Annotated in this window: 26 protein-coding genes and 1 other RNA gene; 15 read left to right on the top strand and 12 right to left on the bottom strand. The window is 58.4% G+C overall.

From position 1 onward, the window contains the following. Positions 1 to 11 precede the first annotated feature (11 nt). Complete coding sequence (purE, locus tag AC1DCP_RS15640) at positions 12 to 479, bottom strand: 5-(carboxyamino)imidazole ribonucleotide mutase (RefSeq protein WP_034501985.1); 468 nt, start codon at positions 477 to 479, stop codon at positions 12 to 14. Positions 480 to 633: 154 nt separating this feature from the next. Continuing rightward, positions 634 to 837, bottom strand: coding sequence for a YdcH family protein (locus AC1DCP_RS15635; RefSeq protein WP_003511431.1), 204 nt, complete (start codon positions 835 to 837; stop codon positions 634 to 636). 236 nt (positions 838 to 1,073) lie between these two features. Here AC1DCP_RS15635 and AC1DCP_RS15630 point away from each other — a divergent pair, with 236 nt between their 5' ends. Continuing rightward, positions 1,074 to 1,250, top strand: a complete 177-nt coding sequence (locus AC1DCP_RS15630) for a YdcH family protein (RefSeq protein WP_003511430.1) — start codon at positions 1,074 to 1,076, stop codon at positions 1,248 to 1,250. A gap of 100 nt (positions 1,251 to 1,350) precedes the next feature. Here AC1DCP_RS15630 and AC1DCP_RS15625 read toward each other — a convergent pair whose 3' ends face one another. Further along, positions 1,351 to 2,115: a sulfite exporter TauE/SafE family protein gene (locus AC1DCP_RS15625; RefSeq protein WP_038494239.1), complete on the bottom strand. Its 765-nt coding sequence runs from the start codon at positions 2,113 to 2,115 to the stop codon at positions 1,351 to 1,353. A gap of 103 nt (positions 2,116 to 2,218) precedes the next feature. On the opposite strand from AC1DCP_RS15625, the gene AC1DCP_RS15620 reads away from it, so the two are divergent. The 6 genes from AC1DCP_RS15620 (at position 2,219) to AC1DCP_RS15595 (ending at position 8,936) form a co-directional block, all read left to right on the top strand. Continuing rightward, positions 2,219 to 2,872 (top strand): thiamine phosphate synthase, encoded by a 654-nt coding sequence (locus AC1DCP_RS15620; RefSeq protein ID WP_038494236.1) that lies wholly within the window; start codon positions 2,219 to 2,221, stop codon positions 2,870 to 2,872. Positions 2,873 to 2,880: 8 nt separating this feature from the next. Then, positions 2,881 to 3,981, top strand: a complete 1,101-nt coding sequence (locus AC1DCP_RS15615; protein WP_013761840.1) for a tetratricopeptide repeat protein — start codon at positions 2,881 to 2,883, stop codon at positions 3,979 to 3,981. Between the two features lie 164 nt (positions 3,982 to 4,145). Then, positions 4,146 to 4,946, top strand: coding sequence for an inositol monophosphatase family protein (locus AC1DCP_RS15610; protein ID WP_112192251.1), 801 nt, complete (start codon positions 4,146 to 4,148; stop codon positions 4,944 to 4,946). Between the two features lie 200 nt (positions 4,947 to 5,146). Further along, positions 5,147 to 6,166 (top strand): hypothetical protein, encoded by a 1,020-nt coding sequence (locus AC1DCP_RS15605; RefSeq protein ID WP_013761839.1) that lies wholly within the window; start codon positions 5,147 to 5,149, stop codon positions 6,164 to 6,166. A 2-nt stretch (positions 6,167 to 6,168) separates the two neighbouring features. Further along, on the top strand, positions 6,169 to 7,200 hold the full coding sequence (locus AC1DCP_RS15600; protein ID WP_003511422.1) for a peptidoglycan -binding protein: 1,032 nt from the start codon (positions 6,169 to 6,171) through the stop codon (positions 7,198 to 7,200). 89 nt (positions 7,201 to 7,289) lie between these two features. Continuing rightward, on the top strand, positions 7,290 to 8,936 hold the full coding sequence (locus AC1DCP_RS15595; RefSeq protein ID WP_112192250.1) for an FAD-binding dehydrogenase: 1,647 nt from the start codon (positions 7,290 to 7,292) through the stop codon (positions 8,934 to 8,936). Between the two features lie 11 nt (positions 8,937 to 8,947). Here the strand turns inward: AC1DCP_RS15595 and AC1DCP_RS15590 are convergent, their stop codons facing one another. Then, positions 8,948 to 10,747 carry an ABC transporter transmembrane domain-containing protein gene (locus tag AC1DCP_RS15590; protein ID WP_013761837.1) on the bottom strand — a complete coding sequence of 600 codons (1,800 nt, stop codon included), beginning with the start codon at positions 10,745 to 10,747 and terminating at the stop codon, positions 8,948 to 8,950. A 261-nt stretch (positions 10,748 to 11,008) separates the two neighbouring features. On the opposite strand from AC1DCP_RS15590, the gene rpmE reads away from it, so the two are divergent. Continuing rightward, the gene (gene rpmE / locus AC1DCP_RS15585; RefSeq protein ID WP_003506183.1) at positions 11,009 to 11,230 is read left to right on the top strand and encodes a 50S ribosomal protein L31; all 222 of its coding nucleotides are present in this window, start codon (positions 11,009 to 11,011) and stop codon (positions 11,228 to 11,230) included. Positions 11,231 to 11,701: 471 nt separating this feature from the next. Here the strand turns inward: rpmE and rcdA are convergent, their stop codons facing one another. The 3 genes from rcdA to AC1DCP_RS15570 form a co-directional block, all read right to left on the bottom strand. Next, complete coding sequence (rcdA, locus tag AC1DCP_RS15580; RefSeq protein ID WP_003511419.1) at positions 11,702 to 12,217, bottom strand: protease adaptor protein RcdA; 516 nt, start codon at positions 12,215 to 12,217, stop codon at positions 11,702 to 11,704. 405 nt (positions 12,218 to 12,622) lie between these two features. Then, the gene (locus tag AC1DCP_RS15575; RefSeq protein ID WP_003511418.1) at positions 12,623 to 12,814 is read right to left on the bottom strand and encodes a DUF1192 domain-containing protein; all 192 of its coding nucleotides are present in this window, start codon (positions 12,812 to 12,814) and stop codon (positions 12,623 to 12,625) included. After that, positions 12,811 to 14,100, bottom strand: coding sequence for an MFS transporter (locus tag AC1DCP_RS15570; RefSeq protein ID WP_003511417.1), 1,290 nt, complete (start codon positions 14,098 to 14,100; stop codon positions 12,811 to 12,813). The genes AC1DCP_RS15575 and AC1DCP_RS15570 overlap by 4 nt, the downstream gene beginning before the upstream one ends. Before the next feature lie 136 nt (positions 14,101 to 14,236). On the opposite strand from AC1DCP_RS15570, the gene AC1DCP_RS15565 reads away from it, so the two are divergent. After that, a complete protein-coding gene (locus AC1DCP_RS15565; protein ID WP_013761835.1) occupies positions 14,237 to 14,392 on the top strand; it encodes a hypothetical protein in 156 nt (51 codons plus the stop codon). A 56-nt stretch (positions 14,393 to 14,448) separates the two neighbouring features. Here the strand turns inward: AC1DCP_RS15565 and AC1DCP_RS15560 are convergent, their stop codons facing one another. The 3 genes from AC1DCP_RS15560 to AC1DCP_RS15550 all read right to left on the bottom strand — a co-directional run bounded on the left by AC1DCP_RS15560 (position 14,449) and on the right by AC1DCP_RS15550 (position 18,801). Further along, positions 14,449 to 15,474 carry a class I fructose-bisphosphate aldolase gene (locus tag AC1DCP_RS15560; RefSeq protein ID WP_003511414.1) on the bottom strand — a complete coding sequence of 342 codons (1,026 nt, stop codon included), beginning with the start codon at positions 15,472 to 15,474 and terminating at the stop codon, positions 14,449 to 14,451. A gap of 190 nt (positions 15,475 to 15,664) precedes the next feature. Beyond that, the gene (locus AC1DCP_RS15555; RefSeq protein WP_003511413.1) at positions 15,665 to 16,867 is read right to left on the bottom strand and encodes a phosphoglycerate kinase; all 1,203 of its coding nucleotides are present in this window, start codon (positions 16,865 to 16,867) and stop codon (positions 15,665 to 15,667) included. 68 nt (positions 16,868 to 16,935) lie between these two features. Further along, entirely contained in the window at positions 16,936 to 18,801 is a 1,866-nt protein-coding gene (locus AC1DCP_RS15550; RefSeq protein WP_476774416.1) for a potassium/proton antiporter, read from the bottom strand. Between the two features lie 386 nt (positions 18,802 to 19,187). On the opposite strand from AC1DCP_RS15550, the gene AC1DCP_RS15545 reads away from it, so the two are divergent. Further along, positions 19,188 to 19,454 carry a hypothetical protein gene (locus AC1DCP_RS15545; protein WP_003511410.1) on the top strand — a complete coding sequence of 89 codons (267 nt, stop codon included), beginning with the start codon at positions 19,188 to 19,190 and terminating at the stop codon, positions 19,452 to 19,454. Between the two features lie 199 nt (positions 19,455 to 19,653). Here AC1DCP_RS15545 and gap read toward each other — a convergent pair whose 3' ends face one another. Then, positions 19,654 to 20,664 (bottom strand): type I glyceraldehyde-3-phosphate dehydrogenase, encoded by a 1,011-nt coding sequence (gap, locus tag AC1DCP_RS15540; RefSeq protein WP_003511409.1) that lies wholly within the window; start codon positions 20,662 to 20,664, stop codon positions 19,654 to 19,656. 62 nt (positions 20,665 to 20,726) lie between these two features. After that, positions 20,727 to 22,709 carry a transketolase gene (gene tkt / locus AC1DCP_RS15535; protein WP_019564906.1) on the bottom strand — a complete coding sequence of 661 codons (1,983 nt, stop codon included), beginning with the start codon at positions 22,707 to 22,709 and terminating at the stop codon, positions 20,727 to 20,729. 324 nt (positions 22,710 to 23,033) lie between these two features. Here tkt and AC1DCP_RS15530 point away from each other — a divergent pair, with 324 nt between their 5' ends. From AC1DCP_RS15530 to AC1DCP_RS15510, 5 genes are all read left to right on the top strand, one after another. Further along, positions 23,034 to 23,306, top strand: coding sequence for a DUF4164 domain-containing protein (locus tag AC1DCP_RS15530; protein WP_003511407.1), 273 nt, complete (start codon positions 23,034 to 23,036; stop codon positions 23,304 to 23,306). An 11-nt stretch (positions 23,307 to 23,317) separates the two neighbouring features. Then, entirely contained in the window at positions 23,318 to 23,695 is a 378-nt protein-coding gene (locus AC1DCP_RS15525) for a cell division protein ZapA (protein WP_003511406.1), read from the top strand. A gap of 78 nt (positions 23,696 to 23,773) precedes the next feature. Continuing rightward, positions 23,774 to 23,932: non-coding RNA, 6S RNA (gene ssrS, locus AC1DCP_RS15520), on the top strand. Between the two features lie 234 nt (positions 23,933 to 24,166). Continuing rightward, positions 24,167 to 25,429 carry a hemolysin family protein gene (locus tag AC1DCP_RS15515; RefSeq protein ID WP_065662459.1) on the top strand — a complete coding sequence of 421 codons (1,263 nt, stop codon included), beginning with the start codon at positions 24,167 to 24,169 and terminating at the stop codon, positions 25,427 to 25,429. After that, positions 25,429 to 26,010 carry a 5-formyltetrahydrofolate cyclo-ligase gene (locus AC1DCP_RS15510; protein ID WP_035199653.1) on the top strand — a complete coding sequence of 194 codons (582 nt, stop codon included), beginning with the start codon at positions 25,429 to 25,431 and terminating at the stop codon, positions 26,008 to 26,010. Before AC1DCP_RS15515 ends, AC1DCP_RS15510 begins: the two co-directional genes overlap by 1 nt. The last annotated feature ends 70 nt before the right edge of the window (positions 26,011 to 26,080 follow it).

Below are 26,080 nucleotides of genomic sequence, written 5' to 3'. Positions count from 1 at the left end.
GTCAGAGGCTGTCACTGGGCGCTGTCCATGGGATATTCGGCAACGGCCGCTGACTGGCGCGCGCGCCATGCATCGAGCCGGTCTGCCAGGTCCTCGTCACCCAGCGCCAGAACCGCAGCTGCCAGAAGTGCGGCATTGATAGCGCCGGCCTTGCCGATGGCAAGCGTTCCGACGGGAATGCCAGCGGGCATCTGGACGATGGAATAGAGGCTGTCCTGCCCGGACATCGTCTTGGATTGTACCGGGACGCCGAAAACCGGCAGCGGGGTCATGGCGGCGGTCATGCCCGGCAGATGGGCGGCGCCGCCGGCACCCGCGATGATGACCTTGAAGCCTTCGTCTTTCGCGCCATTGGCAAAATCATAAAGGCGATCAGGCGTGCGGTGGGCGGAAATGATGCGGGCTTCGTATTCCACGTCCAGCGCATCCAGCGTATCGGCGGCATTCTTCATGGTCTCCCAGTCGGACTGGCTGCCCATGATGATGGCGACGGGGGGTGTCTCTGCTGTCACTTCGCTTCTCCGGCTTACAGCATAGGCGCAAAAATCGATTTTGATTTCTGCAAGGCACGATGCGTAAATTCAATAGATTAGAGCGTCTCTCGTGCATCCGGCAGGAAGCACGGAGCCCACTCTAGGCAATGATATCGGGAATGACCTGATCTTCGATCTGGGTCATCTTGTCCTTGACGGCCAGCTTTTTCTTTTTCATGCGTTGTATTCTCAGCGCATCGCAGTTGGTCTGGATCATCGCGTTGATCGCAGCGTCATAATCCTCATGCTCCTGGCGCAGCCGCGCCAGCGTAAGCCTGATGTCCGCCTGGTCCTGATCGGGCATCTTGTCATCCCCATTTTATGCCAGCCGGAGAGCCTCCGGCGCGTATGTCATCGGTTCTCGAGCCTCTATCATCAAATCGCGGTAACGGGAAGTTATCCCTTGCGACCAAATTGCCCACTTATTGCCTTCATTTCGCCTTCGACAAGACCAACGATCCATGTCACATTGTCGTCGCAAACCTGAAACTCCAGCGATGGAGAGCTGGAGGTAGGCTTAAAAATGGAAGGACGTGCCGCATGACCATTCAGGCTCATATTGCATCGCTCGAAAAGAAACACGGTGCTCTGGAGGAGGAGCTCGAAAGTATTCTTGCTTCCCCGTCCTCTGACGATAGAGAGATCGCCGATCTCAAACGCCGTAAACTGCGCCTGAAGGATGAACTACAGAGGCTTCGCGCCTCCACAAGGCATTGATTGATGCCATTCCCCAGCCTTCGATGAAGGACTGACGGATTCTTTTTCGGCCCTGGCGGTACGTGCGTGCTGCCAGGGCTTTTTAGTGGCCGCCTTGGGTCTAGAAAGGCAGCCCGTCCCACAGCAGTTTCAGCGCCGCGATCAGCGCCATGGTATACATCAGCGGGTAGAACACTGATGGTTTCAGATATTTCACCACCCTTGCGCCAGCAAGCGTCGCCAGCATTGCCACCGGCAACAGGCTCGCCGATGTCTTGAGGTTGGTTGCATCAAGCGCTCCCAGCGCGAAATAGGGAATGAGCTTGATTGCATTCATGATCGCGAAGAAACGCACGCTCATGCCGGTATAGGTCCTGGGATCGAGCTTCAGCGGCAGAACATAGATCTGGAAGGGTGGGCCACCCGCATGGGCCACGAAACTCGCATAACCGGACAGGCTGGACCAGAGCGTTGCAGCCACCGGACGCTGCGGTCTGGCCGGAATCTCCTGCCCTTTGCGGCTTTTGAAGCTCTCCTGGAAATAACGCAGTACGAACAGGATCGTCACCGAGGCGACGACGAGGCGCATGGCGTCTGCCGAGATGAGGCTTGAGGTCGCCCAGCCGAGAGTAATGCCGGCGATCGCGCCCGGAAGCATGATGAGGAGCGTTTGCCGGTGGTTGTGGTGCCGCCAGGCCCATAGCGCCACAAGATCCATCACGATCAGGATCGGCAGGAAGATTGCCGCCGCCTGCACGGGCGGGATGGCAAGCGCCATCAGCGGCACGCCCATCAGTGCCAGCGCACCGCCCAACCCGCCCTTGGAAAGGCCGACAAGCACGACTGCGGGGATGGCGACGAGGAAAAAATGAAAATCGGTCAGCATGGATGAAGGTTGATCCTTTCGCCGGTCCGGTCTATCGGATTTATCATATCAAAACGAGTGCAGATAACGCCGAAAGTGTCTTCTGCCTGAAATGGACGAACCGATGACCAAAGTTGATAACCGTTGCCGCCTTGTTCTGATTGTCCCGCAATTGGACGACGCGCAAAAGCAGGCGACAGAATTGCAAGAAGCACTGCGAGGCGGCGATGTGGCTTCGGTCATCATTCCGCAATATGATCTGGATGACGCCACTTTCCAGAAACGCGCCGAATTGATCGTGCCGATGGTGCAGGAGGCTGGTGCCGCTGCCCTTATCGCGGGCGACAGCCGCGTTGCGAGCCGGGTGAAGGCGGATGGCCTGCATGTGGCGGGCAATGCCGAGGCGCTTGCGGAGGCCGTAGAAAATTTCGCGCCGAAGCTGATCGTTGGCGGCGGCAATGCCGATGATCGGCATAAGGCTCTGGAGATGGGTGAGTCCAATCCGGACTACGTGTTTTTTGGAAAGCTCGAAGGCGACATCAAGCCAGAAGCGCATCCCAAAAATCTGGCACTCGGCGAATGGTGGGCATCGATGATCGAGATTCCATCCATCGTCATGGGCGGCACCGATATCTCGTCTGTGGTTGCCGTGGCCGACGCCGGCGTGGAATTCGTGGCGATGCGCAGCGGCGTTTTTGACAATGCCTCGGGTGCTGCCCAGGCCGTTTCTGAAATCAACGCGTTGCTTGACGAAAAAGCGCCACGGTTTGACGGTTGATACAGGCGATGTTGATGCGCTCGGTTCACGTCTGCCTTTCTATTTCGCTGCTGGCGCTGTCTTTCGGCGCGCCGGCGGGCGTCGCTTTTGCCCAATCCGGACCGCAAAGCGAAAGCAACGCGCTTTCCCGCCAGTTGGAGGATGAGGCGCAGCCTTCCCGTCAGGGCAGGGTGCAGTCCGAAGAGCAGAAGGACTTGCAACCGTCGCAGGGCGTCAACGTCTATCAGCGAATGGGCGCGGACCTGCCGGCCTTGCCGCCTGAAAAGGAGTTCAAGGGCCGGGTGGATGAGGCCTATGGGCATTTCCAGCGCGGCGAATATGTCCAGGCGCTCGACAAGGCGCTCAACCGTGCGCAGAACGGCGATGCGGCCGCCCAGACGCTGGTGGCGGAAATGATGTCGCGTGGTCTCGGCATCGCCCGCGACGAAAAGACCGCGGCCTTCTGGTATCAGCAGGCGGCACAGGGTGGCGATCCCGTCGCGATGTTCAAATTCGCCCTCATTTTGATGGAGGGCAAGTTCGTTACCCGCGACAAGGCGAAGGCCGACGATTACATGCACCGTGCGGCGGAAGCCGGCAATGCTTCGGCTCAGTTCAACTGGGGGCAGATACTGGTTTCGGAAAATCCCGGCGTAAAGGGATTACTGATGGCCATGCCGTATTATGAAAAGTCCGCCGAGCAGGGCATTGCCGACGCGCAATATGCAGTGTCGCAGATCTACCACTCGGTCAAGGATGTGCCGGCCGAAAAGAAGGCCAAGGCGCGCGATTGGCTGACGCGGGCCGCAAAGGCCGGCTACGATACCGCGCAGGTCGATCTCGGCATCTGGCTGGTCAACGGTTTTGGCGGCGAGCGAAATCTGGATGAAGGCTTCCGCTGGCTTTACGGTGCTGCACAGCGCGGCAATGTCGTGGCGCAGAACAAGGTGGCGCATCTTTACATTCAGGCGCTCGGCACACGGCCCGATCCGGTGGAGGCGGCCAAATGGTACGTGCTTTCCCGCCGCGCCGGGCTGAAGGATCCCTCTCTCGAGGATTTTTATCTCGGGATCACCGACGAGCAGCAGAAAAAGGCTATCGAGGCGGCAAATCGTTTCCGTCCGATGTGATGCAAGGCCGGTTGTTCGGCGCCAGCGTGCATGTGCAGGCTTTTTGCCTTGAATTTCCGCGCGTTTTGTGGTCTTGAACCGCAAACTTTCAATTCAAGAAAATAATGACGTTCCTGCCCGGCTAGCTTGCGGGTGGTTCGCAAGCTTTCCAGGAAACAAATTCGATGGCACGTTCAGCCCTTCTCAATGTCATGGTTCAGGCCGCCCTCAAGGCGGGTAAGTCTTTGTCGCGTGACTTCGGTGAAGTGCAGAACCTTCAGGTTTCGGTCAAGGGACCGAGCGATTTCGTATCGCAGGCGGACCTAAAGGCTGAAAAGATCGTGCGCGACGAGCTGATGAAAGCCCGCCCCACCTACGATTTTCTGGGTGAGGAAGGCGGCGAGGAAAAGGGCAGTGATGGTGCGCATCGCTGGATCGTCGACCCGCTGGATGGCACGACCAACTTCCTGCACGGCATTCCGCATTTCGCCGTTTCCATCGCGCTCGAGCGTAACGGCGAAGTCGTAGCCGGCGTGATTTTCAATCCCGCGACCGACGAACTCTACACCGCCGAGCGTGGCGGCGGCGCGTTCCTTAACGATCGTCGTATCCGCGTTGCCGCGCGCAAGGCCTTGACGGATTGCGTCATCGGCTGCGGTGTGCCCCATCTCGGTCGCGGCAATCACGGCAAATTCCTCGTCGAACTTCGCCATGTCATGGGTGAAGCGGCCGGCATCCGCCGCATGGGTGCTGCAGCACTCGACCTTGCCTATGTTGCAGCAGGTCGCCTCGACGGTTTCTGGGAAGCAGAGCTTTCGCCGTGGGATATGGCGGCCGGTCTGGTGCTGATTCGCGAAGCTGGCGGGTTCACCTCCGACGCCAAGGGCGGCGGGGATATCTTCGGCAGCGGCAGTGTTGCTGCCGGAAACGAATATATCCACAAGGCACTTGTGGAAGTTGCCAACCGTCCGATTCCGGGTCGTTGATCGATTTCGGCAGAAAACCTGCCGTTTAATCCAGGTTTTAGGCGCCCGGCGAACTATCGCCGGGCGTTTTTGTTTTTTCGGTCTTCGGTCAAGCCGGCTTTCGTGAAATGCCTGTGACGAAAGACAGGCTTTTCGCTTCAAATCGTCGCAATTTTCAAATAGCGTCCGGTTGATACGTGACCGAAGGGAATGCGAACGTTATGGCGGATTCGGAGTTGCTCGATCTCGGCGTGGAGAAGCCGGTGACCACACGGCAATACAGCCACAAGCTGTCCAGCCCCACACCGTTTCTGTGGACGATGGTTCTGTTTCTGATCCTCGTCGGCTTTCTGGCGGCCATTCTTTACCGGCAGGCGCACACGGCCTTCATGACGAATCCGGGCTTGAACGGCTTCATTCTCGGCGTTCTCGTCATCGGCATCATTCTGGTATTCACGCAGACCATGAGCCTGCGTTCGGAAGTCCGCTGGTTTAACGCATTCCGGGCCGCCGGCAGCGCCGAGAAAGTCGGCCGCGCTCCAAAACTGCTGGCCCCCATGAGCACGTTGATCGGCAAGCGTGGCGAAGTCCGGCTTTCTGCAGTTACGCAGCGGACAATTCTCGATTCTATCGCGACACGCCTTGATGAATCGCGCGATACTTCACGTTATCTTGTCGGCCTTCTGGTGTTTCTCGGCCTGCTCGGCACCTTCTGGGGTCTGATCGGCACCATCGGCGCCATCAGCAATGTCATTCAGTCGCTCGATCCCAGCGCCGGCACCAGCAACGATATTCTAAGCTCGCTCAAGACCGGTCTCACCGCGCCGCTTTCCGGCATGGGAACGGCGTTTTCCTCGTCGCTCCTCGGCCTTTCAGGCTCGCTGATCCTCGGTTTCCTCGATCTTCAGGCCGGCCGTGCCCAGAACCGTTTTTACACCCAGCTCGAAAACTGGCTGTCGTCGGTGACGGATACGTCGGCGGATGGGCCAAGGGAATTCAACGCTGAACCCGGCGCAATGGTCAGCACTGAGCGCTCGCTTGCCGCCATGACGAGTCTTGCTGAAGGCATTCAAGGTCTGGTCAAGAACATGCGCAGCGAGCAGCAGATGTTGCGTGACTGGATCGAGGCGCAGCAGGAGGAATCGAAATCGCTTCGCCGCACGCTCGACCGGTTGTCGACACGTATCGACGGCGAGACAAAATCCTCCGGACGCACCCGGCACGATAACGGGAGCGAGTAGCCATGGCGCTTGCGCGCAACCGCCGCCGCGACAGGGGTGTGGATTATTGGCCGGGTTTCGTCGATGCGCTGTCGACGCTGCTCATGGCCATCATGTTCCTGCTGACGGTCTTCGTGCTGGCGCAATTTGTTCTGTCGCGGGAAATTAGTGGCAAGGACGAGGTGTTGACTCGCCTCAACAGCCAGATTGCCGAATTGACTGAACTTCTGGCCATGGAAAAGGGCAGCAAGCAGGATATCGAGGATGCGCTGGCGAGCCTGCAATCAACCCTTGCCGCATCTGAAAGCGAGCGCTCACGTCTGCAGTCGCTTCTCGATGCGGGATCGGGCAACAATGCAAGCGCCAATGCCCGGATTGGCAGCCTGACCGGCGAGCTGGATGACCAAAGACAGGCCAATTCCCGCGCCTCCGCACAGATCGAATTGCTCAACCAGCAGATTGCGGCGCTCAGGGCGCAGATCGCATCGGTGGAAGCCGCCCTGCAGGCGTCGGAAGCCAAGGATACCTCATCACAAGTCAAGATCGCCGATCTCGGCCGCCGTCTCAATGTTGCGCTGGCGCAGCGGGTTCAGGAACTCAACCGCTATCGTTCTGATTTTTTCGGGCGTCTGCGTGAAATCCTCTCGGATCGCGAAAACATTCGCATCGTCGGCGACCGCTTTGTCTTCCAGTCCGAAGTGCTCTTTCCATCCGGTGGTAACGACCTCAATCCGCAAGGGCAGGCGGAGATGGAGAAGCTGGCGGCCGCGCTGATCGATCTTGCCAAGGAAATCCCCACCGAGATCAACTGGGTTCTGCGCGTGGATGGCCACACGGACAATGTCCAGCTTTCCGGGTCCGGTCGCTTCCGTGACAATTGGGAACTTTCCTCGGCACGCGCAACCTCCGTGGTGAAGTTCCTGATCTCCAAGGGTGTTCCGGCCAACCGGCTGGTCGCTGCCGGTTTCGGTGAATATCAGCCGATTGCCGAAGGCGACACGCCGGAAGCACGCCAGCAGAACCGCCGTATCGAACTGAAACTCACCGAGCGCTGACACCTTAAGCCGTATCATAGCGGTTGCCTTGAGCTGCAAGTGAATTTACGTTCGCGTAAACGTAATTCTGTCGCATCTGGGAGGAGCTGATGGAGCGATATGATGTGATCGTTGTCGGCGCGGGGCTTGCCGGTCTGGTCGCAGCGACAGAGGCTGTTGAGCGCGGTTTCAGTGTTTGCCTTGTGGATCAGGAGGGGGAGCAGAACCTTGGCGGGCAGGCCTTCTGGTCGCTGGGTGGTCTGTTTTTTGTTGATAGTCCCGAACAGCGCCGAATGCGGGTGCGCGACAATCTCGATCTTGCAAGGCAGGACTGGTTCGGCTCCGCCGGTTTTGATCGCTTGGAAGATCATTGGCCGCGCCGCTGGGCGGAGGCTTATCTCAATTTCGCCGCAGGCGAGAAACGTCAATGGCTGCATCGGCTGGGCATGCGCTGGTTTCCCGTGGTCGGCTGGGCCGAGCGTGGCGGTGCTCTTGCTCATGGCCACGGCAATTCCGTTCCGCGTTTCCATGTCACCTGGGGCACTGGCCCCGGTGTGGTGGCGCCTTTCGTTGAAAAGGCAAAGACCATGACGGCAAGCGGTCGGCTCACCTTTCGGTTCCGCCACCGCGTCGATCATCTGGATATCACCGACAGCAGGGTGACGGGCATTTCCGGTGTTGTTCTTGCCAGGGATCCGGTGTTGCGCGGGCAACCAAGCAGCCGGGAAGAGCAGGGTGATTTTGTCCTTTCGGCCTCGGCGGTCATCGTCAGTTCCGGTGGCATCGGCGGCAATCAGGAACTGGTGCGGCGCAACTGGCCGCTGGAGCGGCTGGGTAAGCCCCCCGCGACCATGGTCTGTGGCGTGCCTGCGCATGTGGATGGCCGTATGATCGCCATTACGGAAGCAGCGGGCGGAACGGTCATCAATCGCGACCGTATGTGGCATTATACCGAGGGCGTGAAAAATCACGATCCGATCTGGCCGGACCATGGCATTCGTATTTTGCCCGGCCCCTCGTCTTTCTGGTGCGATGCGGATGGAAACCGGCTCGGAGCACCCGCGATGCCGGGCTTCGATACGCTCGGCACGCTTAAGATGCTGGGCGAACGCGGCAGCGGTCACAGCTGGTTCATTCTGACCAAGGCAATCATCAAGAAGGAATTTGCGCTTTCTGGTTCGGAGCAAAATCCGGATCTGACGGGCAAGGATGTGCGGCTACTGCTCAAACGGTTGGGCAAGGAGCCGCCGGGGCCGGTGCGGGCTTTCATGGAACGCGGCGAGGATTTCGTCGTCCGTGATACGCTGGAAGAACTCGTGGCGGCGATGAATACCATAAACGGGGACAATCGGCTGAATATTGAGCACATCCGCTATCAAATAGAGGCACGAGACCGGGAGATCGAAAACGGTTTCAGCAAGGATGCGCAGGTTACGGCGATCCACGGAGCGCGGCGTTATCTTGGTGATCGGTTGATGCGCACTGCAAAACCACATCGGTTGCTAGACCCGACAAAAGGGCCGCTGATTGCGGTGCGCCTGCATGTGTTGACGCGCAAGACGCTTGGCGGTTTGCATACGGACCTAGAGGCGAGGGTGCTGGACGCGGCCGGCAACCCTGTTCCGGGCCTTTATGCTGCCGGAGAGGTGGCAGGCTTCGGCGGCGGCGGCATGCACGGATATAATGCGCTGGAGGGCACATTCCTCGGCGGTTGCCTGTTTTCGGGCCGTGTTGCGGGGGGTAGCGTGCTGGCTTAAGCCCACACGGCTCACGCTTGAGCGCGCAGTTCGTCCGGCCCGGTCTGGAATTGCAGCCGGGCAAGTCTCGCATAAAGGCCGTTCTGGCGGATAAGGCTCTGGTGCGTGCCTTCCTCGATTATACGGCCCTCATCCATCACGAGAATGCGGTCGGCCTTCAACACGGTGGCGAGGCGATGGGCAATGACGATGGTGGTGCGGGTTTTCATTAGCTCATCGAGCGCCTTTTGCACCAGCGTTTCGCTTTCGGCATCCAGTGCGGAGGTCGCTTCGTCAAGAAGCAGGATAGGGGCGTTACGCAGGATGGCGCGGGCAATGGCGATGCGCTGGCGTTGACCGCCGGAAAGCGTTACGCCGCGCTCGCCCACCTGCGTGTCATAACCATCGTTCAGCCGGGCGATGAAGCTGTCTGCCTGAGCGGCGATAGCGGCCGTGCGCACTTCTTCGCGTGTCGCAGCCGGCCGACCGAATGCGATGTTATCGTGGATGGAGGAGGCAAAGATCGCCACATCCTGTGGAACAATGGACAGTCGCGCGCGCAGATCGGCAAGGCTAACATCGCGGATATCGACGCCATCGATGGTGATGCGGCCCTCCTGCGGATCGTAGAATCGCATCAGCAGTGAAAAGACCGTGCTTTTTCCCGCCCCGGAAGGGCCGACGATGGCGACGGTTTCGCCGGCATTGACCTTGAAGGAGAGGCCGGAGATGATCGGGCCACCGGTTGCGAGTGGATAAATGAAACCGACATTCTCGAATGCCGCTTCGCCGCGCGGCGGCTGAACCATCGAAACGGGTGCTGACGGCTCGGCAACGGGCGAGCGCTCGTTCAGCAGTTCGGAAAGCCGTTCAGCCGCGCCGCCCGCCTGCGCCAGTTCACCCCAGACTTCGGAGAGCTGGCCTAGGCCGCTTGCCGCGATGACCGAATAAAGCACGAACTGGCCAAGCGTACCCGCCGTCATGCCGCCGGACAAAACGCTTTGCGCGCCATACCAGAGAATGCCGACGACGCTGCCGAAAACGAGCGCGATGGCGACGGCGGTGAGGATGGAGCGAGCGCCTATCGCCGCCCGCGCACCCTGATAGGCTGCTTCTACGGAGGCGCCGTAGCGGGCATTCGCAAGCGCCTCGGCGTTAAAGGACTGCACGGTGCGGCTCGCCCCGATCGTTTCCGAGGCATAGGCGGCGGAATTGGCCAATGTGTCTTGCGTATTGCGGGAGCGGGCACGAACCGAGCGCCCGAAAGCAATCAAAGGAAAAACGATGAACGGGATGGCCAGGAGCGCGAGGCCGGAAAGGCCGGGGCTGGTATAGATCATCATCGCCACCGCGCCGCAGCACATGATGATGTTACGCAGCGCAACGGAAGCTGAGGAACCGAACGCCGAGCGAATCTGTACGGTATCCGCGGTCAACCGCGAGGTCAGCTCTCCCGAGCGGTTGGCATCGAAAAACTGCTGCGACAGCGTGGTGAGATGAGCAAAGACATCCCGGCGCAGATCGGCAACGACCCGTTCCCCGATGGTCATGACATAATAATAGCGCATGGCGCTGGCGAGAGCGAGAAGGACGGCAATGGCCAGAAGCACGGCGAAGTAGCTGTTGATCATGCCACCGTCCGGCGTCTGGAAACCGTGATCGATGATACGGCGAACGGCAAGCGGCAAGGCAAGTGTCGTGGCGGAAGAAAGCACAAGCGCAAACAGGGCTGCCGCCATCAGGCCGCGATACCGCCTGAGATAGGGAAACAGGCCAAGCAGCGGCTTCAGGTTTCTCTGTTTAGCCGCTTTCTGCTCTTCAATGTCTGCCACGTCCGCTACACTCCTCGTTCCGTGCCGTTTTTCGGCCTTTTGCGGGTGAATTTCCGGCACGCGGTAAAATTCTAGTCCCTGCGGCCATCTCCTTTCACAAGGGGATAGCAGGCTCTTGTTATCTGGGCGACCTTCATGTATAGGCTCCGCATCGAATTGGGAAGCCATAGCCCATCAGGACTATGGCTTCATTTATTGAAATGGCTCAGTTGACGCAATTGCGGCAAATGGACCGCACGTCACTTAACCAGGAAGATTGTCATGAAGGCTGATATCCATCCCGCTTATCACACGATCAAGGTCGTCATGACCGATGGCACCGAATACGAAACCCGCTCGACCTGGGGTTCGGAAGGCGCAGTCATGAACCTTGAAATCGACCCCAAGTCCCATCCGGCATGGACGGGCGGCAACCAGCAGCTTATGGACCGCGGCGGTCGCGTTTCCAAGTTCAACAAGCGTTTCGGCGGCCTCGGCCTCTAATCCACTTGTGGACGGATCATTTAAAAAAAGCCCGGTTTTACCGGGCTTTTTTTTGCCCTGTTTCGACTGGATTTGCCTTAGAGGGGATTGCGCAGTTTTGTTGATAGCGGCCAGAGACCTTAAATTTTACGGGTTCCTGGTTTGGTCAATTACAGGCAGCTGCTCTCGCGGTGTCATCATGGATGTATGCCGGAGAGTAGTCATCAAAGCACCGGTCAACCTTTTCGTTTATCTCCCAGAATTCTTTGCCAATAATAAAAGCGACAATTAGTAGAGCGCAACCGGACGCAGCCATAATATACTTAAGGATACGCATTTTGTTCCTATTGTTGTACCGTGGATGTGTACTAAAACATGAATTGTGGCATGAAATTCATTATTTCATGCCTAGATACTTCTGTTCTCTTCCAAAAACAAAAAAGCAGGCCCATGAGCCTGCTTTTCGAATTGTCCGGATAAGGTCGTCTTTTCTCAGTTGATCGAGAAAGCCGTACGCAGAAGGTTAAGCTGCGCCTGCACGCTGTTTTCGTTGTCAGGTACCTTGGTGGCTTCGGACGGACGGTAGATTTCGCGGTCGAGAAGGGCAACGCGGTTCTGGAGGCGGAGCGACCGCTCGATGAGGTCACGGAAGGACTCAGGCAGGTCGTTCCAGCCCGGAGCGTTGCGATCGACGTTGAAGCTGTCGAGCCGCACCTTGCTTTTTTCGCTGAGAACCTGATCGCGTGTCATCTCGCCATTGTTAACGGCGCGCTGCAGAAGCAGCCAGGACGCCATCTGCATCAGGCGGGTGGTGAGGCGCATCGATTCTGCCGCGTAAAGGACAGACGCCATGCGCGGCAGAACCTTTGAAGCGGTACGACCGGCTCCATCAAGATAGCTCGCCGTTTCCTCAACCAAGGTCATGCCTTCGGTATAGAGGGTCTTGAACTGGTTGGAAGCAGCCGCGCGACCCGCAAAGCTAATGGTATTTAAAACCTGTTCCGACATTTTCTTTAAATCCCTGCTCACGCACCACACTGTCAGGCAACGACGACCGGTAATATTTTGTTCCGGCCTTTAGTGTTTTCAGGATGGTATCTTTACCTGAAATGCGCAAGGCAATTATTAAAGAAGGGTTAATACCCACAGTTTTACGAAATCTGGTGATCGGTAAAAAAAGAGCCGCGAAAGCGGCTCTCAAGGTAAAACAGGGAGAAAAATCAGACCAATTCGCCGTATGGAGAAGATGCCTGAGGCCCAGAAGAACTGGACATGTATAGTAATCTCTCAGAAAGCTTAATTTTTGGTTAATGGTAAACGAAAGACTGCATCAGAATCGTTAATCTCGTTTGCCTTTGTGGCAGCAGCTTATCGAGTTAAGACTTGGCCGGAGGTTTTGCTGAAGGCCGCCTGTCAGGACCGGAAGAGGTTCTCCGCCGCAAGCCGGCCGGCAGACTTCCTTTTCCTCTCCTCTTCAAGTCGGGTGATTTCGGTTTGAAGAATGTCGATGCGGTTGCTCAGCTCGTCCACCGAAAGAAGGCTGAGATCGCTGCCGATCTCATGCGCTACCGGTTTTTGCGGACGGTCATCGTCCAAGAGGCTCATATGCCTGCTCCTTTTTCAACATGGTCGCCATCGTCCTCGGGATATTGCGGCGCGCGCGGGTCAAGCGCAATGCTTTCCGGTGTCACGAGCGGTGAGGGCGTTGTCGGCATCATCGTCGAGAAATTGTCCTTTTCGGCGTTCGAAAGCGTGGCGCGCTGACGGCTTCTGATGATGGCATAGGCCGTGATCAGCACATGGGCGACGGCTGTCACCAGGAACAGTGCATAGGGGCCGGAATAGGTCATGACCGCGCCGCCGAGCGTCGGGCCGATGATGGTGCCGATGCCATAAAGCAGTAGCAGTCCACCGGAAACCTTGACGAAGTCTTCCGATGCCGCAAAGTCGTTGGCATGCGCCACGGCGATGGGATAAAGCGCGTTGGCGGCGGCGCCGTAAATGGCGATCATCGGAATGAGCACATAGACATCATGCGGCTGCACGGCCGCCACGGCCAGGCCCGCAACCGCGCCAAGCCCCGCCAGTCCGGCAAGCACATAACGACGGTCAATCCGGTCCGAAAGGCGGCCTGCTGGAAACTGGGCGAGCGCGCCGACGAAAATCGTGACTGAAACCATGATGGCGATCATGGTCGGATCAAGGCCCGCCCGCGCGCCGAAAACGGCGCCAAGCGTACCGTAAGCACCATTGGCGATGCCGATCATCAGGATACCGACGAAGGAGACCGGCGAATTCCGATAGAGGGCGGGTAAGTCCAGCTTCACCTTTTGCAAGGGCTGGGGACTGGCAGCCTTAGAAAGCGTGGCCGGCAGAATGGCGATGCAATAGATGATGCCGCAGATCATGAACAGCGAGCTATTGCTGATATCGCCCATCGGCACGATCATCTGCCCAGCCACGACGCCAAGCAGCGTTATGGCGATATAGAGCGAAAAGATCATGCCGCGGCTCTCATTGGTCGCGCGCTCGTTCAGCCAGCTCTCGATGATCATGGAAGTGCCGGCGGTGCAGAAGCCTGTAAGCGCGCGGAGCGTAATCCACCAGACATCATCGATAACGAGGCCGGTCATCAGCACGGTCAGGCAGACAAGCGCCACGAAGGAGGCAAATGCCCGCACATGCCCCGCGCGGCGCACGATGGCGGGCGCCACAAAACAGCCAATGACGAAGCCTGCCGCCCAGGAGGTGCCGAGAAAGCCCAGAATTTCATTGGAATAGCCTTCCGCCGAACCGCGCATTGGTAGCACGAGACCCTGAAGGCCGTTACCGAGAAAAAGAAACAGAGTGCTGGATAAAAGAGCGAATACGGGTAGAAGATTTCTGCTCATGAAGACACTCTCATGCGTTCGAACGTATGGTCGGCAGGCCATAAGACGGGGGTTACCCGAATGAGTTGCACTCTTCTGGTGAACGGTAAAAATGTCCAGCCTGTGACGATGCAGAAATAAAGAAAAGGCTCAATAAATGACAAAGGCGATCGGCCTTTTTTTACTGCTGGCGATGATTGTGCAGATCATCCGCCCCTTGGGCCTGCCCGGCCTCAAGAAAAGAGGCGATTGCTGGAAGATAGCGGTTGCCGCCTTCGTCATCTGGTCGGCGACGCTGCTTTTGCGCCCATAAAGAAAAAGCCGCCCAAGGGGCGGCTTCAATTTTCTATAAATGCCTGGGAGCTTGCCTCAGGCAGCCTTTTCGAGTTCCTGCTTCCAGTTGCCCTTAGCAGCCAGGGTGTTCATCATCGCGCGGTGAGTGAAAGCACGCTGGCCGGCGGCGACATTTTCCTGCTTGCCGCCCCACGCCTTGAGTGCGGTGTCCTGAAGGGCGCGGCCGTACGAATAGGTCAGCGACCAGGGCAGGTCGTAACCGGCATTCATGGCGGAGAGATGCGCCGTCGCCTCTTCGGAGGACTGGCCGCCGGAAAGGAAAGCGATGCCGGGAACGGCAGAAGGCACGGTCGCCTTCAGAACCTTCACGGTCTTTTCCGCCACTTCATCAACGGAAGCCTTGCGGGCATTCTTGCCGTCGATGATCATGTTCGGCTTGAGGATCATGCCTTCAAGGTTGACTCGGGCGTCGAACAGATCCGCGAACACGGTCTGGAGAACCCATTGCGTGACTTCCGCACAGCGATCGATATCGTGCGTACCGGGTTCGCCGTCCATCAGCACTTCCGGTTCCACGATCGGCACGATGTCTGCCTGCTGGCAGAGGGCAGCGTAACGGGCGAGCGACTGGGAGTTTGCCTTGATTGAACCCCAGCTCGGACGCTGATCACCGATGGTGATGACGCCGCGCCACTTTGCGAAACGCGCGCCGGCTTCATGGTACTTGCGCAGGCGCTCATACAGGCCGTCAAGGCCTTCGGTGATGAATTCACCCGGGTGGAAAGCCATCGGCTTGGCGCCGATATCCACCTTGATGCCCGGCAGGCTGCCGGCGGCCTTGATGATGTCAACGAATGGCGTACCGTCGGCGGCCTTCTGGAACAAGGTTTCTTCGTAAAGGATGACGCCGGAGATGCACTTCTTCATGGCGTCGTCGGAGCGGAACAGCATTTCGCGATAATCGCGGCGGGCGGTCTCGGTTGATTCCAGGTTGATGCTGTCGAAACGCTTCTTGATCGTTCCTGTGGATTCGTCGGCGGCGAGCAGGCCCTTGCCGTCTGCAACCATTTTGATTGCGATGTCTTCGAGACGTTCGGTCATTTGCTATTCTCCCAAGGCACAATAAATTCCCGATAACAGAAGTTCCAGGGCAGGGAAATGGCATGCTAACTCATTGAAACGATTGAAATCATTTCAATCGTTTGAAACTTTCCTCCCATGCGCACTTACCAAAAAACAAGGCCGGCCAAGCATCGCTTGTCCGGCCTCGTGTCAGGCAAGTGTGGGAAGTCTACTTGGCGGCGGTCAGGATGGCAACGCCCGGCAATTCCTTACCTTCCATCCATTCGAGGAAGGCGCCGCCTGCCGTCGAGATATAGGTGAAATCGTCCGAGACTCCGGCATGGTTGAGTGCCGCGACCGTATCGCCGCCACCGGCGACGGAGACGAGCTTGCCGGCCTTCGTGCATTCGGCGGCATGTTTTGCGGCAGCAACGGTTGCCGCATCGAAGGGCTCGATTTCGAAGGCGCCAAGCGGGCCGTTCCAGACCAGCGTTTCCGCGCGCGAAATCCAGGCTTTGATGCTTTCGACCGATTTTGGGCCGACATCGAGAACCATGGCGTCAGCGGGAATGGCGTTGATATCGACGATTTCATTTGCCGCACCGGCCTTGAATTCGCGGGCAACCACGCCGTCTTCCGGCAGTACGATCGCACAGCCGGATGTCGCCGCCTCGATCATGATCTGTTTTGCGGTTTCGGCAAGGTCGTGCTCGCACAGGGACTTACCGACTTGTGCGCCACGCGCGGCAAGGAAGGTATTGGCCATGCCACCGCCGATGACGAGGGCATCGACCTTCTTGACGAGGTTCATCAGGAGATCGATCTTGCTTGAAACCTTGGCGCCGCCGACGATGGCGACGACCGGGCGAACAGGCTGGCCAAGGCCTTTTTCCAGCGCCTCAAGCTCGGCCTGCATGGTGCGACCGGCATAGGCGGGCAGATGACGCGCCAAGCCCTCGGTGGAGGCGTGCGCACGGTGCGCGGCAGAGAAGGCGTCGTTCACATAGATATCGCCATTGGCTGCCAGAGCCTCGACGAAGGCGGTGTCATTCTTCTCTTCGCCCTTGTGAAAGCGGGTGTTTTCCAGAAGCAGGATATCGCCATCATTCATTTTCGCGACTGCGTCGGCTGCCGGCGCACCGATGCAATCGGATGCAAAGAAAACGGCGTGATCCAGCACTTCCTCGACCGCAGGCACGATCTGGGAGAGCGACATGTCGGCGACAGGTTCACCCTTGGGGCGACCGAAATGGGCGAGCAGAATGACTTTCGCGCCTTTTTCGGAAAGCTCCAGAATGGTCGGTGCAACCCGCTCGATACGGGTGCTGTCCGTCACTTTGCCATCCGCAACGGGCACGTTGAGATCAACACGGACAAGGACGCGCTTTCCGGCAATATCGTTAAGGTCATCGATGGTCTTGAAGGCGGGCATAGGTCGATCCTGATTTCGTTGCGAGTTCGGGTCGGACCATACTATGCCTGATTGCCGACGCAAGCCGGTCAGGCCTCATTTTCTCTTGCCTCGTCTGAAGGCGCGGAAATGCCCTTGCCGGCAGCGGTGGAGCCCGACTGGCGCCGCTGCGCCAGATAAGCGCGCACGCGGCGGAGAATTTCCGAAAAGCTTATAAAGATCGGCAGGCCGATAGCCGGTTCGACCGGCTCAAGCGAAATTCCGATCCCGGTAATCGCCTCATGTTCGTCCAGCGCCCGAACGATGAGAACAATAGAACCGAGGCGCACCCGGTCGGCATAATCTGCCTTGCCGGAAAGGCGCGCCTCGATGAGTTCCGCGATGCTCATGGCATGCTCGTTGGCCGAAATAAGGCCGGGGCCGTAGGCGGCGTCAAGCTCCGTGGCCGGACGCGCGGGAGAGATTGCAAAGATTCCGAAGAAATCGGCGTCGTCATCCGCAACCGGCAGGGCGCTTGCAAACAGCCGGTCGATCAGCCGCGTATAACCGGGCGCGATAAAAAGATAGACGAGATCATTTTCGCGCAGGCGCCCGGCATATTGGTAGCGAATGGATTTGCCATCACGCACGACGAGCGAGGGCATTGCCCAGCGGGGAATACGCTCGCCCTGCATGATGGCGCTGCCTTTGGCCACGCGGTAGGAAATCAGTTCGTGATTGGCAGTGCCGGGAAGGTCCACTTCCAGTTTGTCGACATCACCCATGCGCGGCGGCACGATCAGCCCGAGCCGTGTTGCCACCGGTTTGATGGTCCAGCCTTGCAGCAGAAGCGACACGAGCACGATGATGAAGGCGGCATTGAAATAGATTTGCGCATCGTCCAGCCCACCAAGAATGGGCATGATGGCAAGCAGGATGGAAACCGCTCCACGAAGGCCCACCCATGCCACGAAGGAGGTTTCCTGCTGGGTATAGTTGAAGGGCATGAGGCTGAGCCACACCGCAAGCGGGCGGGCGACAAAGATCAGGAAAAGCGCAAGCAGCACGGCCGGAATGGCAATCGCTGGAAATTGCGATGGCGTTGCCAGTAGGCCGAGCATCAGGAACATGATGATCTGGGCAAGCCAGGTCAGCCCTTCATGGAAACGGCGGATGGTCTCCTTGGCAAAAATCCGGCGGTTGCCGGCAACGATGCCCGCCACATAGACCGCAAGAAATCCACTGCCGCCAATAGCGCCGGTGAAGGAGAAGACCAGCAGGGCAAGAGCCAGCACGAAGATCGGCGCCAGCCCGCGGTCGGCAGCGAAACGGTTGACGACTGTTGCGATCATGACGCCGCCGAGCAGGCCGAAAATAACACCGAGACCCATTTCCTCGACGAACAGCAGCAGGAAGCCGGTGTCGATGCCGGCCAGTCCCTGTCCCTTGGCGATGATCTCGACCAGCGCGACGGTGAGGAAAATCGCCATGGGATCATTGGTGCCGGATTCGACCTCAAGCGTTGAGCGGACCTGATCGCGGATATGAATGCTGCCGATGCGCAAGAGAAAGAATACGGCTGCCGCATCCGTAGAAGCGACGATGGCGCCGAGCAGCAGGCCTTCCAGCCACGACAGTCCGAGCAACAGGGCGGCAGCGCCTGCGAAAAACACGGATGTGAGGATGACGCCGACGGTGGCGAGGGCGACGGCGGGCGCTGCCGAAAGCCGGAAGGATTGTATCGACGTACCGAAACCGGAATCGAAAAGGATGACGGCGAGAACGAGCGAGCCGAGCATATAGGCGAGCGGATTGTTGGTGAACTGGATACCGAGGCCATCCACGCCTGCCGCAAGGCCAATCATCAGGAAGAGCAGCAGGAGCGGTGCGCCGAACCGGAAGGCGATGAGGCTTGAGAACGCTGCGACGAGAACCAGAACAGTTGCCACCAGCAACAGAAGATAAAATGATTCCACGTCCACCGCCTCTTTCAAACCGCGCTGGCCGTCGCAATCAATGCCCTGCACGTTTGCAGTCAATGCGCCACGGGTTGCGGTCTGTCAGCGCTGTTGTGGGTGGCGATGAAAGGCGACGCAAGGCGGGGTGTATCGAATGATACGGCAGGGCCGAAGTGCATTGCGCACGACCGTTGTCCCTGTTCTTCTTGTCCGTTTCAAAGTGGACCAGACGAAGGCAGGAAATGGGATTTTTTTCGGCGCCCGGGCGAAACGTTCATGGCGGGCAGCGCTGTGGATGTTTCGCGCAAACAATTCGCGTGCCGGCGTTTCGACGTAACATAGAGACAATGCAGCTACGTTAGTTGTCGCGTCCGAGTTGCTTTCACCATGACCGGAGCGATCGGATGAAACGGAAATCCATTACTATATTTATTGCCTTGCTGGCGGTCGGCCCAATTGTTTCGGGCTGTTCGAGCACGGAACAGACGGCTGAAAACATGGCCGCCCAACGCGAGCGTTGCCGGGTGTTTGGTTACCCTGAAGGTTCGCGTGATTTCGCTGACTGCATGATGAAGCTTTCCATGCAGCAAAGCGATTTGAGGCAACAGACTTTCGATACGATCTGGAGCGGTAGCAGCTCGGATCAGATTATCATCAACAACAAGAAATAACGGGTTGTGCAGCTCATCAGACTTGGTCGGCTTGGTCTCATGCGCCTCTTGCCGGGCGATGGTTTTCGATCCGAAGCGCCCCGCCTTGCTTCAGGATCGATGCCGGCGGGTCCATCGTCCCGCCGGCAATTTTTTGGCAAAGAAAAACCGGCAGGATTGCGCCTGCCGGTTTTTCTTAATTCGCGAACTTGGTGCCTGTTCAGATGGTCTTCGCAAATGCGACGGCCGTATCCGACATGCGGTTGGAGAAGCCCCACTCGTTGTCGTACCAGGAAAGAACGCGCACGAACTTGCCTTCCATGACCTTGGTCTGATCGATCGCGAAGATCGAGGAGTGGCTGTCGTGGTTGAAGTCGCGGGAGACCAAAGGCTCTTCGGTGTAGCCGAGAATGCCCTTCAGCTTGCCGTTGGAAGCGGACTTGATTGCTTCGTTGACTTCCTCAACTGTCGTGTCGCGCTTGGCGATGAACTTGAAATCGACGACCGAAACGTTCGGGGTCGGAACGCGGATCGACGTACCGTCCAGCTTGCCCTTGAGGTGCGGCAGAACGAGGCCAACGGCCTTGGCTGCACCCGTCGAGGTCGGGATCATGGAAAGGGCTGCGGCGCGGGCGCGGTACAGATCCTTGTGCATGGTGTCCAGCGTCGGCTGGTCGCCCGTGTAGGAGTGGATCGTCGTCATGAAGCCGTGATCGATGCCAACGACGTCATCGAGAACCTTCACAACTGGCACGAGGCAGTTGGTGGTGCAGGACGCGTTGGAAATGACCAGATGGTCTTTCGTCAGCTGATCGTCGTTGACGCCGAAGACGACCGTGAGGTCAGCGCCGTCAGCAGGAGCGGAAACGATGACGCGCTTGGCGCCTGCCGTCAGGTGGGCAGCGGCCTTGTCGCGGGCGGTGAAGATGCCGGTGCACTCGAGCGCGATGTCGACACCCAGTTCCTTGTGCGGCAGCGTTGCCGGATCGCGAACGGCAGTAACCTTGATCGGCTTGCCGCCGCCAACGATGATCGTGTCGCCTTCGACCTTCACATCTGCCGGGAACTTGCCGTGGATCGAATCGTAGCGCAGCAGGTGGGCGTTGGTTTCAACCGGGCCGAGGTCATTGATGGCAACGACTTCGATATCGGTGCGGCCGGATTCGACGATGGCACGCAGAACATTGCGGCCGATGCGGCCAAAGCCGTTAATGGCAACTTTTACAGTCATTTATAGTCTCCCGAACAAGATATGTGCTTGGTCTTTGCGGAATGTGAGGGCTTGGGAAGCCCTCATGCAAGTTTTGCCTCGACTGCGGCGACGACAGCTTCCGCCGTGATGCCGAAGTGCTTGAAGAGATCCTTCGCCGGCGCGGACGCACCAAAGGAATGCATGCCGACGAAAGCGCCGTCGGAGCCGATGAAGTAATCCCAGCCCTGGCGAATGGCGGCTTCCACCGCAATTTTGACCGGAGCCTTGCCGATGATGGCGTTGCGGTAGGTTTCCGGCTGCTCCTTGAAGAGCTCGAAGCAGGGAACGGAAACGACGCGGGCGGAAACGCCCTTGTCCTTCAGCGTCGCTGCGGCCTTGAGCGCTACTTCCACTTCCGAACCGGATGCAAAGATCGAAACCTTGGCATCGCTTGCGGATACGAGTTCGTAGGCGCCGTAAGCGGAAAGGTTCTTTTCTTCGTATTCCTTGCGCGAAGGCGCAAGGTTCTGGCGGGTGAGCGCCAGCGCCGAAGGACGATGCTTCTGCTCAAGTGCCAGCTGCCAGCATTCCGCCGTCTCGGTTTCATCCGCCGGGCGGAAGACGAGCAGGTTCGGGATGGCGCGCAGCGCGGCGATCTGCTCCACCGGCTGGTGGGTCGGGCCGTCTTCGCCGACGCCGATGGAATCATGCGTCAGAACGTGGACGACGCGGATGCCCATCAGGGCAGCCAGACGGATCGACGGACGGCAATAGTCCGAGAAGATCAGGAAGCCGCCGGCATAAGGAATGAGACCGCCATGCAGTGCGATACCGTTCATGGCTGCTGCCATGCCGTGTTCGCGGATGCCGTAATGCAGGTAACGGCCGGAGAAATCCGTCGGGGTGATGGACTTCATCTGGCTGGTCTTGGTGTTGTTGGACGGCGTCAGGTCGGCAGAGCCGCCGATCATTTCCGGCAGAATGCCGTTGATGACTTCAAGCGAGTCTTCGGAGGCCTTGCGGGTGGCAACGGTCGGGTTGTTCTCGATGATCTTCTTCTTGAAGGCATCGATCGCGCTGTCGAAGTTGCCGGGCAGATCGCCGGCGAAGCGGCGCTTGAATTCGGCCTTCTTGCCGGCTTCGGTGGCTTCGAGACGGGCTTCCCAGTCCTGACGGGTCTTGGTGGAGCGCAGGCCGGCGAGACGCCATGCATCCAGTACGTCTTCCGGAATGACGAAAGCTTCGGCTTCCCAGTTGAGGCTCTTGCGGGCGGCGGCGATTTCTTCGGCGCCCAGCGGGTTGCCGTGAACCTTGTGGGTGCCCTGCTTGTTTGGTGCGCCGAAACCTATCACGGTCTTGCAGGCGATGAAGGTCGGGCGGTCGGATTTATGTGCAGCTTCGATCGCGGCGGCAATCGCATCCGGATCATGGCCGTCGACGCGTATGGTGTTCCAGTGAACAGCCTGGAAGCGGGCGATCTGGTCGGTGCTGTCGGAAAGGCCAACTTCACCGTCGATGGTGATGTTGTTGTCATCCCAGAAAAGAACGAGCTTGTTGAGTTTCAGATGGCCGGCAAGCGCGATGGCTTCATGGCTGATGCCTTCCATGAGGCAGCCGTCGCCACACAGCACATAGGTGAAGTGGTTCTGCAGATCGGAGCCGAATTCTTCTTCCAGCTTGCGTTCGGCGATTGCCATGCCAACGGCGTTGGCGATGCCCTGGCCGAGCGGGCCGGTCGTCGTTTCGATGCCGGTCGCGTGGCCATATTCGGGATGGCCGGCAGTCTTGGAGCCGAACTGACGGAAACGCTTGATCTCGTCGATCGTCATGTCCTCGTAGCCCGTCAAATAGAGCAGCGAGTAAAGCAACATCGAACCATGGCCCGCAGACAGCACGAAGCGGTCACGATCCGGCCACAGCGAGCTCTTGGGATCGAACTTCAAAAAGCGGGTGAAAAGAACAGTGGCGACATCAGCTGCGCCCATCGGCAGGCCGGGATGGCCGGAGTTGGCCTTCTCTACTGCATCCATGGCAAGAAAGCGGATTGCATTGGCCATCCGGTCGTGTTTGTCGCGAGAAATCATGGCTTTTCCGTCTGTTTCCGGGTGAAGGGAGATAGTTTTACGCAACTATCCAAAAAGCGGGTTGATCCATAGCAGGTGAGGCAGGCAAGTCAATAAATCCACGGGCAATTGCGGTTCTCTCAAGGATAAAAATCGTTTAGCAAAACGGGTGTCTCGAGAAAAATCGTGCGATATGTGTCACCGTTTCCTCGTTCATCCACAGAGCAAAACGCCTCAATGCACTGGTTTGATTGACGTGATGATAAATCGGGTAATAACCTCTTGGATGTTGAAAAGGCCTGAAACCGGACGATTCGGCCGGTTACTTGCGAGTTGGAAAAAACGATGTCGGCTGAGAAGACCGTACAATCTGCGGTGACGGAGCTGAGCGCTGCCATCACAAATCTCGAAAATGCCATCGATATGCGTATCGAACGGCAAAGGGAGACGGGCGAAATCGATAACGAGGTCAAGCGGGTCCATGTCGATCGCGCAAGGCTCGCGCACGAGCTGGACCAGGCCGAGTTTCGCGCCAATCGTCTCGAAGAAGTCAACCGCGAGGTTTCCCGCCGTCTGGTGACGGCGATGGAGACGATTCGCGCGGTGCTGGATCGATAGGGAGCGGTTTCATGGCGCAAGTTACTGTTATGATCGACGGCAAGGCCTACCGCATGGCTTGCGAGGCAGGGCAGGAAGAGCACCTGACCGATCTCGCTACCCGTTTTGACCGTTATGTGGGGCATCTAAAGAGCCAGTTCGGCGAAATCGGTGATCTGCGCTTGACCGTCATGTCGGGCATCATGGTGATGGACGAACTTTCCGAGCTCAACCGCAAGATCGAAAAGCTGGAGGGGGAAATAGCGTCCCTTTCTCGCAACCGCGACGGTATGGCCGAACACAAGGCAAGATCGGACGAGATGGTTGCCGTTGCCATCAGCGATCTGGCCGACCGTCTGAACGGTATTACCGAAAAACTCCTGGCGCGGCCAAAGCCTGCGGCGCATTGATCGCCGGCAAAGCTTTCCAGCAACAAAATTCGTTCGTGGCCCTCTGGTGGTTTGGTTGGATACGTCCTATATCTAAGAAGCGTTCTGCGCTTCCCGACAGGAACCACAATCCCTGGGGCCATACTCGATCCAAAGGGAGCTGTCCCTGGCCAGTCCCGTGGGGCTGGACACATGGCGCCCACCTACATTTGTAGGCACCCAGGATCGTAAATCTCCATCGGTCGCCGTGGATCGCACTTGAAGTTTCGGGTCACTCCCCGATTCTTCTTCTGACTGATATAGTGTCGACAGTTATTTTTCATTGCTGCCGGAGGCGGCTTTTTTATGCTGCTGTCATTGCAATGGCGGAACAATTCCCTATTATCTCAATTGGTATGTCTGTCATGCCCTTTTTTTTGAAAGAGGGCGCTGCGGCCAAAACCGCGACGTGCCGTTCAACAGCCCAAAGAGCTAAACTTGTTTACTGAAATTATGATCGTGGTCCTGCTCACCGTATTGAACGGTGTGCTTGCCATGTCCGAGCTTGCCGTTGTCTCCTCCAGACCGGCGAGGCTCAAGGTGCTTGCCGCGCACGGCAGCAAGGGCGCCACGATGGCGCTCGGTCTTTCCGAAAATCCCGGACGCTTTCTTTCCACGGTGCAGATCGGCATCACGCTGGTCGGCGTTCTCTCCGGTGCGTTTTCCGGTGCCACCCTCGGCGCCCGGTTCACGGCATGGCTGTCGGTGCAGGGCGTCCCCGATCGGGTTGCCGATGCGTTGGGCGTGGGCTCCGTTGTCGTCGCCATCACCTACCTGTCGCTGATCGTCGGCGAATTGGTGCCGAAGCAGATTGCGCTGCGCGATCCGGAAAAGATCGCTGCCCGTGTTGCACCCACCATGGTGATGCTCTCCAAGGTCGGCGCGCCGCTGGTCTGGTTTCTCGACAAATCCGGCAAGGCCATCCTTGCGCTTCTCGGCCATAGCGGCACGTCCAATGCATCGGTCACAGATGACGAAATCCGCACGGTTCTGGCGGAAGCTCATAGCGCCGGCGTCATCGAAACCGAGGAATCGGCGATGATCACCAGCGTCATGCGCCTTGCCGACCGTAATGCCCGTGGCCTGATGACGCCGCGACGCGACGTGGAAGTCGTCGATATTGAAGACAGTGCGGAAGAAATCCGTGTTCAGCTTCGGGAAACGCAGCGTTCCCGCCTGCCCGTGCGCAACGGCGCCTCCGATGAAATTCTGGGCGTGCTTTTCGCCAAGGACGCTTTCGATGCGCTGGCATCCGGCAAGGAGCTGAATGTGCGCGAGCTTCTGCGCGAAGTTCCCGTCGTCTCGGATCTGACGAGCGCTGTCGATGTCATCCAGTCATTGCGCCGTTCCACCGTGCATATGGTGCTGGTCTATGACGAATACGGCCATTTCGAAGGTATCGTCAGCTCTGGCGACGTTCTGGAAGCAATCACAGGTGCCTTCCAGGAAGACAATGACGAGGAGCCGGCGATCGTCGAGCGCGATGACGGTTCGTTCCTCGTTGCCGGCTGGATGCCCGCCGATGAGTTCGCTTACCGCATGGGCTTCCAGATCGACGAAGATGCCGAGTTCGAGACCGTTGCCGGTCTGGTGCTTGACGAGTTCCGTCGCCTGCCGGAACTGGGCGAACACATCACCCGCAACGGCTGGCGTTTTGAGGTCATAGACCTTGATGGACACCGTATCGACAAGGTGCTCGTGAGCCGGGCTGCCTGATGTCCGGCGACATCGCCGAAAAAGCAAGGCTGCGCGGCGAAAGGCTTGCCGCGCGTGATGCGTTGCCACAAGCCGAGCGTCAGCAAAAAAGCGAGGCGATGACGGCATATGGTGCATCTGCCATTCCGTTCTCGCCAGGTGCCGTTATTTCAGGTTTCATGCCCATCCGCTCAGAGGCCGATATTCGGCCGTTGATGGAGGCACTGCGGACAAGAGGCGGGCGCCTCGCCCTTCCCGTTGTGCTGAACCGGGAGACCATCGTTTTCCGCGCCTTTGATGCGGATGCACCGCTGGTGAAGACGGGCTTCGGCACGACCGGTCCGGCGGAGGACGCAGAAGTTCTCGATCCGGATATTCTGCTCGTCCCGCTTTCCGTCTTTGACGGGCAGGGTCAGCGTATCGGTTATGGCGCGGGTCATTATGATCGCGCTATTGCGAGATTGCACAGCAAAGGCCGAGCCCCCGTTCTCATCGGCGTCGCATTTGATTGTCAGGAAGTGCCATCCGTGCCGGCGGAGCCGCATGACGTGCCGCTTCAGGCGGTTCTGACGGAGAGTGGCCTGCGCTGGTTTTCGGCTTAGCCGTTGATGACCGGTGGGAAAAAGGCGCTTTAGCACTTTTTAAAAGATGGATTACCCGTTAGAGGGGACG

The sequence above is a fragment of the Agrobacterium sp. 10T429 genome (assembly GCF_056393925.1).
The sequence above is the reverse complement of the archived record's forward strand: the minus strand, read 5'-3'. Positions and strand labels throughout refer to the sequence as shown.